The organism is Laceyella tengchongensis (genome assembly GCF_900182735.1).
GTDB lineage: Bacteria > Bacillota > Bacilli > Thermoactinomycetales > Thermoactinomycetaceae > Laceyella > Laceyella tengchongensis.
Map to the genome: position 1 here is coordinate 733,663 of NZ_FXTU01000001.1, position 12,829 is coordinate 746,491.

10 protein-coding genes and 1 other annotated feature are annotated in these 12,829 nt (G+C 51.1%); all 10 genes read left to right on the forward strand.

The window, feature by feature from the left end:
* Window positions 1-74 precede the first annotated feature (74 nt).
* Window positions 75-1,304: a pyridoxal phosphate-dependent aminotransferase gene (locus QQZ12_RS03565; RefSeq protein WP_106341933.1), complete on the forward strand. Its 1,230-nt coding sequence runs from the start codon at window positions 75-77 to the stop codon at window positions 1,302-1,304.
* A 183-nt stretch (window positions 1,305-1,487) separates the two neighbouring features.
* Window positions 1,488-2,780: a glutamate-1-semialdehyde 2,1-aminomutase gene (hemL, locus tag QQZ12_RS03570; protein ID WP_102992033.1), complete on the forward strand. Its 1,293-nt coding sequence runs from the start codon at window positions 1,488-1,490 to the stop codon at window positions 2,778-2,780.
* Window positions 2,781-3,021: 241 nt separating this feature from the next.
* On the forward strand, window positions 3,022-4,113 hold the full coding sequence (locus QQZ12_RS03575) for a LysM peptidoglycan-binding domain-containing protein (protein ID WP_102992034.1): 1,092 nt from the start codon (window positions 3,022-3,024) through the stop codon (window positions 4,111-4,113).
* Between the two features lie 24 nt (window positions 4,114-4,137).
* Window positions 4,138-5,205 (forward strand): phosphotransferase, encoded by a 1,068-nt coding sequence (locus tag QQZ12_RS03580; RefSeq protein WP_284723987.1) that lies wholly within the window; start codon window positions 4,138-4,140, stop codon window positions 5,203-5,205.
* Window positions 5,206-5,547: 342 nt separating this feature from the next.
* On the forward strand, window positions 5,548-5,706 hold the full coding sequence (locus QQZ12_RS03585) for a hypothetical protein (protein ID WP_154986126.1): 159 nt from the start codon (window positions 5,548-5,550) through the stop codon (window positions 5,704-5,706).
* Between the two features lie 125 nt (window positions 5,707-5,831).
* Window positions 5,832-6,070: a binding site (T-box leader), on the forward strand.
* Between the two features lie 48 nt (window positions 6,071-6,118).
* Window positions 6,119-8,776, forward strand: coding sequence for a valine--tRNA ligase (locus QQZ12_RS03590; protein ID WP_102992036.1), 2,658 nt, complete (start codon window positions 6,119-6,121; stop codon window positions 8,774-8,776).
* Window positions 8,777-8,899: 123 nt separating this feature from the next.
* Entirely contained in the window at window positions 8,900-10,237 is a 1,338-nt protein-coding gene (locus tag QQZ12_RS03595; RefSeq protein WP_284723988.1) for a bifunctional folylpolyglutamate synthase/dihydrofolate synthase, read from the forward strand.
* A gap of 20 nt (window positions 10,238-10,257) precedes the next feature.
* Window positions 10,258-11,646, forward strand: coding sequence for a UDP-N-acetylmuramate--L-alanine ligase (murC, locus tag QQZ12_RS03600; RefSeq protein WP_102993798.1), 1,389 nt, complete (start codon window positions 10,258-10,260; stop codon window positions 11,644-11,646).
* A 181-nt stretch (window positions 11,647-11,827) separates the two neighbouring features.
* Complete coding sequence (locus QQZ12_RS03605) at window positions 11,828-12,481, forward strand: SCO family protein (RefSeq protein ID WP_223248058.1); 654 nt, start codon at window positions 11,828-11,830, stop codon at window positions 12,479-12,481.
* 116 nt (window positions 12,482-12,597) lie between these two features.
* A partial coding sequence (locus tag QQZ12_RS03610; RefSeq protein WP_284723989.1) for a transposase occupies window positions 12,598-12,829 on the forward strand: 232 nt, incomplete at its 3' end.

The window sequence follows — 12,829 nt, forward strand, 5'->3', positions numbered from 1 at the left end:
AGAGGGTGGGACAAGCGATGTTGTGCGGTTGCCTGCCCGTACCTATCCGCAAAAGACGGTAAAAGGAGAAAACGATGATTTCCCATGACATTGCCAATTCACTCAATGAGCATTCTTGGATTCGCGTCATGTTTCAAGAAGGGAAGAGATTGAAACAGTTGCATGGTGAGGAGCATGTGTTTGACTTTTCCATTGGTGGCCCTGCCTTGGAGCCACCGGAAGCCTTTTATCAGTCCTTGCGCCAGGTTGTGGATGAACCTCTGGCCGGCAAGCATTCTTATGGTGATTATCAAGGGTTGTATGAAGCCCGGGAGCGCATTGCCGCTTACTTGGCCAACCGCTATCAAACTGGATTCTCACCGGCACATGTAGTAATGACATCGGGGGCGGCGGGAGCGCTGAACCTGGTGTTTAGAAGTATATTGAACCCCGGTGATGAAGTGGTATTACTGGCTCCGTATTTTTTGGAATACGAGCGGTATGTGACCAACTTCGGTGGAGCCTGCACCATCGTTCCGCTGACGGAGGAGTCTTTTGATATCGACATCGACTGCGTTAAAGAGGCGCTTACGGACAAGACGAAAGCGATCATGGTCAATTCACCCCACAATCCGACCGGCAAAGTGTTTTCACAGGAGAACCTGTCGCAATTGGGCCGGATGATGGCTGAGTGGGAAGCAGAGACAGGGCGCCAGCTGTTTTTGGTGTATGACTCCCCTTATGACCAATTGACCTTTGGTGGCACATACGCTAATCCGTTTTCCGCCAGCGACCGTGTGATTTTTGTTGGTTCCTTCAGCAAAGAATTGGGACTCGCCGGGGAACGGGTCGGTTATATTGCGCTCAATGAAGCATTTGAGCACAAGGATTTGCTTGCGGCTGCGCTGGCTTACTGCAACCGGGTGATGGGATTTTTGCACGCTCCGATGCTGATGCAACGGGCTATCGCCGGTATGGGTAGTCTAGAAGTGGATGCTTCTCCTTATCGGCTTCGTAGCGAGATGATGTCTGATATCCTGCGGGAAGCGGGCTTTTCGTTTCTCCCGCCGCAAGGGGGATTTTTTATCTTTCCGAAGTCGCCCATTCCCGATGACGTGGCTTTTTGCATGGAAGCGATGGAGCGGTTCCATCTCTTGGTTGTGCCGGGTAGCCAATTTGGCCGAGCGGGTCATTTCCGCGTGTCCTTCAGTGTGTCGCTGGAACAAATCCAGCGTTCTAAGGACGTGTTTCGCCAATTGCGGGCGTTCTTCGGCGGGGACGAGGTGGAGGCAAGCGCCGGAATGCCGGTCAATCTAGTAGAGTGAGGTTATCGGCTGCACCCGATACTCCTCAATAGCTTGATCAGACTTACATCATAGATGGGAGCGGGCCGGTTTACGGGCGAAGCTCCCATTTTCTCAAAAAAGTCGCTTTTCCATTAGATGGGTTTGCTTTATTTGAGGTACAATATGTTTGTGAAGAGTTTTACATAAAAGGTAGTGATATGGATGCATAAAGGATATGATCGTTCCATCGCGAATTACCGGCAAGCCCAACAAGTGATTCCAGGCGGAGTGAACAGTCCGGTTCGCGCATTTAGATCAGTGAAGATGAATCCGGTGTTTGTTGAGCGCGGGTTCGGTTCCAAAGTGGTGGATGTGGACGGAAACGAATACATCGATTACATCGGTTCATGGGGGCCTCTCATTTTGGGGCATGCTCACCCTAAAGTGGTGGAAGCTATCAAAACGACTGCGGAGAAGGGAACCAGCTTTGGTGCTCCGACCGAATTGGAGACCTTGATGGCTGAGACAGTGGTTGAACGCATGCCATCGGTTGAGATTGTGCGCATGGTCAACTCGGGAACCGAGGCCACGATGAGTGCCTTGCGTTTGGCTCGCGCATACACCGGACGCAACAAGATCCTCAAATTTGAAGGAAGCTATCACGGACATTCCGACAGCCTGCTCATTAAAGCTGGCTCCGGCGTGGCCACCTTGGGCTTGCCGGACAGCCCCGGCGTGCCCGAGAATATCGCTCAGCACACCTTGACGGTACCTTACAATGATTTGGATAGCGTCAAGCTGGTGTTTGAAAAAGTGGGTGAAGAAATTGCCGCCGTCATCTTGGAGCCGGTGGCTGGAAACATGGGCGTCGTTCCTCCTCAGCCTGGGTTCCTTGAGGGGTTGCGGGAGTTGACGGAACAGCATGGAGCATTGCTCATTTTTGACGAAGTGATGACCGGTTTCCGGGTTGGTTATCACTCGGCCCAAGGGCGCTACGGCATCACTCCTGATTTGACGACGATGGGCAAAGTGATCGGCGGCGGCCTTCCGGTGGGGGCTTATGGTGGCAAAAAGGAGATTATGGAACAGGTCGCACCAGTTGGTCCGGTGTACCAAGCGGGAACGCTGTCGGGCAATCCGCTGGCCATGGCCGCCGGTTATGCTACCTTGTCAGAAATGACACCAGCTGCTTATGAAGAGTTAGAACGCAAAGGACGGATTTTGGAGGAGGGTTTGCGCCGCAATGCGGAAGAAGCGGGCATCCCACACCATATCAACCGTGTTGGTTCGATGGTCTGTCTCTTTTTCACTGGAGAGGCGGTTACGAGCTATACCCAAGCGAAGCAAGCGGATACGGAGCGTTTTGCCGAGTATTTCCGCCTGATGATGGAGGAAGGGATTCTGATTCCCCCTTCACAATTTGAAGGCATGTTTATTTCGATGGCTCATCAGGATGAGGATTTGAACCGTACGTTGGAAGCGAACCGCCGCGCACTGGCCCGCTTGAAAAAATAAATTTGTTCTAATGAAAGCCTATCTTTTCGCGTTGGCGAAAAGATAGGCTTTTTTTGTTGCGCGGCATCACTCCGGCAGTTTTCCCTACAAGCTCTCCGCTTAAAGACCCGGTCTTGTCTGGGTTGGGTTATAACTCCATTTTGAACGCATATAGATACAGTAACGTCTTAACCGATGACCCACGTGTTTGAACGTTGAGTCAAGCGGTACGGCACGAACCTCACAAGGAGGGATTGTGTATATGGAAAGCAGTTTCACCCAACTCCGTTTCGACATATCGGAAAATGTTCGCCTCCAATCACAGCAACCTGGCATTGACACCCTCCTGGAGCTGGACTTGTATCCCGACATCGAAATCAAGGATGAAGGGCAACATTTGAAGATCCAGGGGTATCTGCGGCTGAATGGGTCTTATCTCAAGCAGCGGGAAGACGAAAGTGAGCCAGATGTACATACGAATGGAGAGGACGATCAGCAAGAACTGGCTTATGTCATTCCGGTTGAGATCACGCTCCCGCGTGACCGCGCGGAAGAAGACCAGATCTCGGCGGAGGTGGAGGCATTTGATTATCAAGTGTTGTCCCCTTACGAATTGAAGATCGATGCGATTCTGATGATCGACGGGTTGTTGCCTGAAAGAAATGAGGAGACGCCTAGCGAAGTGGCACGGTCCGGAGAGGAAGAATCCCTGCCGGTCTTTTCGGGACAGTCGGCCCAACCGATGGCTTCGCTTGCGCAACAGCATGATTTTGATGACGCCAAAGTGGAGATTGAATTGGAGACACCTGATGATCCGCAGGTGGGTGACGCCGAGCACGAAGAGCAAGATGTGCATTTGATTCAACCGGTGGAGTCGATCGAGTCGATGCAAGCCAATTCCGAAGAGCAAAAGGCGTTGACAGTCGATCCCCAAGACTTCTGGCGTGAACGCCAGGCGAGCAAGCAGGCACAGACGGCGGAGTCGATCAAGGAAGGGGAACAGCCTGAGCCGGTGGAAATGTCGGATTCGGATGACTCGGAAAAAGCCGATACGGAACAAGCGGATGGCGCACAACCCGACGAGAAGCAGGAAAACGCTTCCTGGATCGGCTGGTTGTTGCGGGAAAAAGAAGAAGCGTTTGTGCCGATGAAAATGGTTATTGTCCAGAAAGATGACACGATTGACACAGTGGCGAACAGATATAACGTATCGGCTAATGAGTTGATCAGGCTAAACCGATTGCAGACAGACGTGCTGGTTGAAGGGCAGATTTTGAATGTGCCCAAGCAGCCTGAACACCCAAGTCCGCATGCAGAGATTTCTGCGTTTGGTTGGCACGGCAAAAAGCGTTGATGCCCACGGAAAGGGGGAGTGGCAGTGGACCGATCAGCTTTAGTGTGGGAAGTGTTGCGGCAATACGGTTATGAAGATGCGTATATGGAAAAAGTGGGTAGCGTGATCTACCTGGCTTTGCCTGAAGGGGAATATGCGCTGAAGTGTTCCAGAGCCCCACGTGAAAAATTGTACCTCTTGCACCAACTGTTGAATGAGGCAATTCAATCGGGGTGTAACCATCTGTTGCCTTGGATGGAGACCAAACAAGGGGAGCCAGTGGCCGAAGTGGAAGGCACCTGTTGGTATATGGTTCCTTGGAAGCGGCGGTCTGTCCCAGATGGAAAGCGCTGGTCATCTGAGGAAGCGATGGGGGCTTTAGCCCGTTTGCATCAGGCGACGGAACCAGGTTGCAAAAAATTGGATGAGTTGGCGCCGTCCATCCGGCAAGAAGACATCGAGTCTTGGAAGCGCAAGATGGAGATGTTGGAACAATATGCGAAACACGGGAAGGATCGCGAATTCATCTCCCCATTTGAACAGGCCTTCGCAAGCGCCAAAGAACAGCTGGACCGTAGCTTCCAATTTGCCATCCGGGGATTGGAACGCTACCGCGAAAGTGAGAACGCCTCCTTGCCGCGCGCCGTTCTCTGCCATGGCAGGGTTCATCCCAGCAATGTGGTACAGGACGAGGAGCAAGTGTATCTGATTGATTTTGACCACGCGCAAGTAGATACGCCAGCCCGTGATGTAGCCCTCGCCATCCAGCGTTTTTCGCTCCATGATGAGGCAGATCCGTTCAAGCTGTTTGAGGCTTATGAACGGGTGTGGAAGTTAGAGCCCAAAGAGAAACGGTTGTTGGCCTTGTATTTGTCATACCCCGAGCGAATATTGAAAACACTAGGGCGGTATTTCGACAAACCGCGTACCGCCATGGTAGAGCCGCAATTCACCAAGCGTTTCGAGCGCGAGATCAGCCAGCATGAACAAATGCAGGAGCTGGTGAAAAGTTTGTGGCCGTCCAAAAAGAAAAAAGAAGAGCGGGAAAAAGTCCAGGTCGCCTCTCACCAACCCGGACGCAAGAAGAAAAGGAAAAGGGCAAATTATCGCTAGTTTGAATCGGGGTTATCCCCGGTTTTTTATTTTTTGTAAAAGTTTGTGCAGGGCTTTTAATGGTAAACTAAGGGCAAGCACCCATAAGATCACTTCCAACATCAAGGATCTCCTCACTTACATAGAAGATGGTATAGAAAGGGTAAGGGACAAGCGTCCCCTCATCTTTTGTTGCCCAATGAAAAAAAGTTGCTTATGACCAAATTATATGCCACAGGTTGCGTGGTTGCTTGTTTTTTTGGAGATTTGGGAGAAAGACTAGACAGAAGTGAACGAAACGTGGAGAATAGGAATATGTTATAGGGACCAAAAGCGGATGCTGACAGGAAGGGGATTTTCAAGTTGAGTATGGTAAAAACCATGGTGAAAAAAGCATATCGCGGTGTTTTGTTTTTGGTGTTTCTCAGTATTCTGATGCTGGTGACAGTATTGTTGATGACCTTCTTGGCCGATCCTCAGGCGATGTATGATCACATCAGACAAACGTTTGGTGTTCGCTGATATATGGCAGGACTGGACTCATATGATTCATTGGCGATCTCCATCGCCGTTTTTATTTTGTTTGGGCGTTTGTTTGACTCTCACATTCAAAGGTTGTAATATAATAAAACAATCAATAAATGATTAATTAAGCTATGAAAGGGAAGAGTAGGCGGGATAGAGAGCCTGTCAGAGAGAGGAGCCCACGGCTGGAAGGCTTCTTCAGGTTACACCGTTGAACGTCGCCCTTGAGCTGAACATCTGAAGGGTGTTGCTGTGTAAGATGTTCCGGCGCCAACCGATACCTGGCCCTAGAGTGCACTGAACTGACTAGTTGGGTTCGGTGAACAAAGGTGGTACCGCGAAACAACCTTTCGTCCTTTGCATGGGACGGAAGGTTTTTTATTTTGTCTAACAGTGAGGAGGATGTAAGATGGGTGAACCAGTGAAAAGCAATTTGCCATCCGCCTACGACCCGAAACAGGCGGAAACGAAATGGTACAACTATTGGATTGAAGGGAAGTTTTTCGAAGCGGGGAAAGACCAAAGCAAACAGCCGTTTACGATTGTCATTCCCCCGCCAAACGTCACCGGCAAGCTACACATTGGCCATGCGCTGAACGTAACACTACAGGATATCTTAATTCGTTTCAAACGGATGAGCGGGTATGACGCCCTGTGGTTGCCAGGAATGGACCACGCTGGCATCGCCACCCAGGCGCGGGTCGAGGCGAAGTTGCGGGAGCAAGGGATCAGCCGACACGACTTGGGTCGGGAAAAATTCTTGGCGGAAGTGTGGAAATGGAAAGATGAATACGCCCAGAACATCGCCGACCAGTGGCGCAAATTGGGGTTGAGCTTGGATTACAGCCGTGAGCGGTTCACATTGGACGAAGGGTTATCCGCCGCCGTGAGAGAAGTGTTTGTGCGCTTGTATGAGAAGGGGCTCATTTATCGCGGCAAATATATCATCAACTGGGACCCCAAAGCTCGCACGGCTTTGTCTGATATTGAAGTAATCCATAAAGAAGTTAAAGGCGCGTTGTATCACTTAAAATATCCGCTCAAAGATGGTTCAGGCTACATCCGAGTAGCGACAACGCGTCCCGAAACGATGTTGGGTGACGTGGCGGTGGCCGTTCACCCCGATGATGAGCGGTATCAAGGGCTTATCGGCAAAACAGTTATCTTGCCGTTCGTGGAGCGGGAGATTCCGATTATCGCCGATGCGTATGTTGACCCGGAATTCGGTAGCGGAGCAGTGAAGATCACGCCGGCTCATGACCCGAACGACTTTGAGATGGGGCAACGCCATCAATTGCCGCAAATCCTCGTGATGAATGAAGAGGGTCGGATGAATGAGTTGGCTGGGAAATACCAAGGCATGGATCGCTTTGAATGCCGCAAACAGATCGTCAAAGACTTGGAAGCGGCGGGTTTGTTGATTGAAATCGAGGAGCATGTCCACTCGGTGGGTCACAGTGAACGGACGGGAGTCGTAGTCGAACCGTATCTGTCCACGCAATGGTTCGTTTCCATGAAGCCTCTCGCCGAACGGGCCATCAACGCGCAAACACAGGGGAAAGGCGTAAAGTTTGTGCCTGACCGCTTTGAGAAAATCTACTTGAATTGGATTGAAAACGTGCGCGATTGGTGCATCTCGCGCCAATTGTGGTGGGGGCATCGCATCCCGGCGTGGTATTGCGACGAGTGTGGTGAAATGACTGTGGCTAGAGAGGAACCGACCACTTGTCCGCATTGCCAAAGCAACGCATTGCGCCAAGACGAGGATGTGCTTGACACATGGTTTAGCTCGGCATTGTGGCCTTTCTCCACGCTGGGTTGGCCTGAGCAAACGGACGACCTCAAGCGTTATTTCCCCACGGATGTTTTGGTGACAGGTTATGACATCATCTACTTCTGGGTAGCGCGCATGATCTTTACGGCGTTGGAATTCACTGATCAGATTCCATTTAAAGATGTGCTGATGAACGGTTTGGTTCGCGATGCGGAAGGCAGAAAGATGTCCAAGTCTCTGGGGAACGGCGTTGACCCGATGGAAGTGATCGACCAGTATGGCGCAGATGCGATGCGCTATATGCTGTCAACTGGTTGTACTCCGGGGAATGACCTCCGCTTCCGTTTTGAACGGGTGGAGGCGGCGCGCAACTTCGCCAACAAGATCTGGAATGCGTCCCGGTTTGCGCTCATGCACTTGGAAGGGGTGTCGGCTGAAGAACTGGAACTCAAAGGGCCGTTCTCCATCGCCGACAAATGGATTTTGCACCGACTCAACGAGACAGTGAAAGACGCCACTCGCCTGTTGGAACGGTACGAATTTGGCGAAGTGGGACGTGTGATCTACAACTTCATTTGGGATGAACTGTGCGACTGGTACATTGAATTTGCCAAGCTACCGCTGTATGGAGAAGATGAAGAAGCCAAACGCGTGACCCGCTCGGTGCTGACCCATGTGCTGGATCAAGCGTTGCGGTTGTTGCATCCGATGATGCCTTTCATCACGGAAGAGATTTGGCAGCATCTGCCGGTGGAAGGGGAAAGCATCACCGTTTCCGCTTGGCCTCAGGTAAATGAAGCGTTTGACGCGCCAGAAGCGGTTCATGAAATGCAAGTGTTAATCGAAACGATCCGTGCGGTGCGCAACATCCGTGCTGAAATGGAAGTACCTCCTAAGCATCAAGTGTCATTGATGGTGCGTCCTGATGGGGAAACCCGGCAGGCGTTTGAACGGAACGAAGCGGCTATCAAGCGTTTGTGCGGAGTGAACCAATTGACCATCGATCCTGCATTGGCGCGACCCGACAAATCGATGGCTGCGGTAGTGACCGGTGCTGAGCTGTTCTTGCCGCTCGCGGGGCTGGTTGATGTGGAACAGACGGTGAAACGCTTGGAGGCGGAGTTGAAAAAGTTAAACGCCGAAGTAGAACGCGTTGAAAAGAAATTGTCCAATCCGGGATTTGTCGCCAAAGCACCTGAACATGTGGTGGAAGCGGAACGGCAAAAAGGGGAAGAGTACAAGGAAAAACGCGAGAAAGTGTTGGCACGGATTCAGGAGATCAAAGGTTCATAAAAGGCGGTTGACGGGAGGAACGACCAAAGATTCCTCCCGTCCCGTATTGTTGACGGAGCGTCCTTTTAAATGCAAAATGTACAGAGGTAGTTTTTTTATTGTTTAACGAAGGGGAAGAAGGTCATGGATCGAATGACTTCATTTGCTGTACCAAGTGATGTGTTCGACTGGATGGAACAAACTTGTGCGCAAGCGATCCAGCCCGGTTTAGAGCGGATGGAGTGGGTGCTTGAGCGGCTGGGCCATCCAGAGAGAAGATGCAAATTTATTCATATCGCTGGCACGAATGGCAAAGGGTCGACTGCGGCGATGATTGCATCGGTGCTTAAGGAAGCGGGATATTCGACTGGTTTGTTTGTTTCCCCCTATATCCTTTCATGGCGCGAACGGATTCAAGTGGATGGGAACCCGATCTCCGATGAGGCGTTCGTGCATTGGTCCAATCAGTTGCGTCCATTGGCGGAAGAGATTAGAACGGAAGGGCCTGGCCCGCTCACTCCGTTTGAATTTTGGACGCTTGTGGCGATTTTATACTTTGCTAAGGATGCCGTTCCTTGGTTTGTGGTGTGGGAAACCGGCCTTGGCGGCCGCCTCGATTCCACCAATGTCTGCTATCCGCTGGTTTCGGTGATCACCGAGGTTGGTTTGGATCACCAAGCGTGGTTGGGGGAATCCCTCGCGGACATCGCGCAGGAAAAAGCGGGCATCATCAAGGCGGGGGTACCTGTCGTGTGCGGTGCGGGACGGGCGGAAGTGCAAGCTGTGATTCATGAAGCGGCACAATTGAAAAACTGCAAGGTTTACCAAGTGGGCCGCGATTATCGGATAGAGCCAGCAGAACAGACGGCGGAGACAGGACAAGCGTTTACTTTTTCCAATGTTTATCGTCGGCTTTCGGCCAATGTGTCCCTAATGGGGGAACACCAGCTGAAAAACGCAGGCACAGCCTTGATGACGCTGGATGTGTTGCGCCAAGCCTATGCCACGGTAATTGAAGATGAACATATTCAACGCGGTTTGGCTTCTGTTCATTGGCCGGGCCGGTTGGAACAAGTGAGTGAATATCCGCGCATCTTATTGGATGGTGCACACAACGTCGACGGGGTTCACTCATTGGTCAACGCACTTCGTGACCACTATACTTATGATCGCCTTGTGTTGATCTTGGCGATGATGAATGACAAACGGGTGGAGGATATGTTGGCACCCTTGTTGGACGTGGCCGACCATGTGATCACCACGCAAGTGGCTGATCAACCGCGCTCCATGACGGGACGCGAATTGGCCGAAGTGGCACGGCGTCTGCATCCGTCCGCGTCGGTGTCAAGTGCATCCTCTGTGCAAAAGGCGCTGGCGTTGTTACGGGCTGAGTTGGGTGAACGCGATCTGGGTGTGATCGCTGGTTCTCTCTATCTCGTATCTGAAGCCCGCTCATTACTGATACAAGCAAAAGACGAATAAGGTATTAAAAAAGGCTGGTGATTCTGTTGGATAAGAAAAGAGTGCATTTCGTTGGAATTGGTGGATATGGGATGAGCGCGATCGCGCGTGTGTTGCTGGACTTGGGGTATGAAGTGTCCGGGTCTGATGTCGCGGAAAACGCATTGGTGCAAAAGCTGATTGAACGCGGCGCTAAGGTGACCATCGGCCATCATGCCGACAATGTCAACGGAGCGGATATGGTCGTATTCTCCACAAGCATTTCGGAAAACAATGTGGAGCGCATCGCAGCCCAAGAGCAGGGGATTGAAGTGTTGCACCGCTCGCAAATGCTGGCCCGTTTGTTAAACGACAAGAAAGGGATCGCTGTTGCTGGCGCACACGGCAAAACAACGACGTCTTCCATGATTGCGCAAACGTTGGAATTGTGCGATGTCGATCCAACATACATCATCGGCGGGGAAATCGTCAGCTTAAAAGGCAACGCCAAAGCGGGGCAAAGCGATTATGTGGTGGCCGAGGCCGACGAGAGCGACGGCTCTTTCTTGGAATACTTCCCCTACTTGGCGGTGGTAACCAATATTGAGCCCGACCATTTGGAGAATTATGAAGGTGACTTCGAAAAGCTAAAACAAGCGTATCGCGTATTTGCCAGCCAGGTTCGCCCAGAGGGAGCGGCGATTTTGTGCTGGGATGACGCATATGTCCGAGCCATTGCTCCAGAAGTGCGCGGCCGTTACATCACGTATGCGTTGGATCATCCAGCCGACTATATGGCGACCAACATCCGCGAACAAGAGCGCGAAATGACGTTTACGGTGGTTAAAAATGGCCAGGAGCTGGGAGATGTATCCCTGCGGATTCCGGGGCGCCACAACGTAGCCAACGCCTTGGCGGCCATCATCGCTTGTTTGGAAGTGGGCGTGCCATTTGAACGCGCGGCAGCTGCCCTGTATCAATTTCAAGGGGCCAAACGCCGCTTCCAAGTAATTGGCGAAGTGGACGACATTGTGGTTGTCGATGACTATGCCCACCATCCGACTGAAATCGAAGCGACCTTGAAAGGTGCTAAAGCGTTGGGGCGGCGGATGATCGTGGTGTTCCAACCGCAACGTTACTCTCGCACGCATCTGTTGATGGATGAATTCAGCCGGGCGTTTGCCTTGGCCGACGAGGTTATTATCAATACCTTGTACGCCCCGGCCGGTGAACAACCGATTCCGGGCGTGTCTGCCGAGCGCTTGGCCGAATTGATCACAAAGAATAGCAACCCCAACACCCGCTTCATTGATACCAAAGAAAATGTGATCGCCTATCTTTTAGATCACGTCCGGCCGGGCGACCTCGTATTGACCATGGGCGCGGGAGACATCTGGCGCGTTTCGCACGGTTTGGTGCCTGAGTTGGAGAAGCGGACCGTGAAAAGATGAATTTGCACTTATCCATACGCTTTGCCTGATTCCCTTTCAGGGCGATCCGCTTAAATGCGGGTTGCCCTGTTGCGTTTAATCGCGCTATAGTAAGATTGTGCGGCGTTTGACGGCGCTGCTTGCCAAACGTTGAACTAAGAAGCATCCATCGCGATGTGATGCAGATAGGAGATGACTTTTTGTGAATTTATTCACATTCAGACGACTTTCCCTGATCTTGTGTGCTTTTTTGCTGGTAGCTGGTTGTGCTCCAACTAAGACGGAGTCTCCTGACTCGGGCCAAAACCAAGATGCGTCCGCTAACAATAATGATGTATCCGCTCTCAATTGGCGTGTCCCCGATTTTACGTACACCAACCAAGAGGGCAAGCCATTTGGGCTGAAGGATTTGCAAGGGAAATTCTGGTTGGCTGATTTTATTTTTACCCGTTGCCCCAATGTGTGTCCGCCGATGACGGCCAACATGGCCAAGGTACAACAGGAGCTGAAAAAGGCTGGCGTACAGGTGGAACTGGTCTCCTTCAGCGTGGACCCCGAGTATGACAAACCAGAAGTGCTGAAGGCCTATGCGGAGAAACATGGTGCTGACTTTAGCAATTGGCATCTCTTGACTGGCTATTCATTAGAAGAAATAACCAAGGTGACCAAAGACACTTTCAAGGCGCAAATCGCGCATCAAAAAGGAACATCCCCTGACGTTCCGCTGTTGGTTACCCATCCTACGCAGTTTTATCTGATTGACGGAACTGGAAAAGTGGTCCGATTCTACAACGGCCTACAACCTGATGCAGCGCAAATTGCTAAAGATGTTGCATCTCTGAATAAAGGAAAGTGAAAAAAACGACTCCGTTGTTGCGGAGTCGTGAGGCTGCTGACAAACTGCCTTGAAAGGCAGGGTCAGCAGCCTTTTTTGTCGAATCAATAAAAAACAATCTATAAGGAGTTTTTTCTATGTTTAGAACAAATCCGAGTAAAGAACATCAACCAGAACTGGTTAACATAGAAGAACTAGTTCCACGAGATCACTTGTTACGGAAAATTAATGAAACGATCGACTTCTCCTTCATTGCTGAGAAATGTAAAGAATTATACTGCCAAGATAATGGGCGTCCATGTCTTGACCCAATTATGTTATTTAAAATGCTACTCATTGGATATTTGTTCGGCATTCGTTCCGAACGCC

Coding starts and splice junctions, on each gene's coding strand:
- QQZ12_RS03565 (WP_106341933.1), top strand. CDS start 75: ATGATTTCCCATGACATTGCCAATTCACTCAATGAGCATTCTTGGATT.
- hemL (WP_102992033.1), top strand. CDS start 1,488: ATGCATAAAGGATATGATCGTTCCATCGCGAATTACCGGCAAGCCCAA.
- QQZ12_RS03575 (WP_102992034.1), top strand. CDS start 3,022: ATGGAAAGCAGTTTCACCCAACTCCGTTTCGACATATCGGAAAATGTT.
- QQZ12_RS03590 (WP_102992036.1), top strand. CDS start 6,119: ATGGGTGAACCAGTGAAAAGCAATTTGCCATCCGCCTACGACCCGAAA.
- QQZ12_RS03595 (WP_284723988.1), top strand. CDS start 8,900: ATGGATCGAATGACTTCATTTGCTGTACCAAGTGATGTGTTCGACTGG.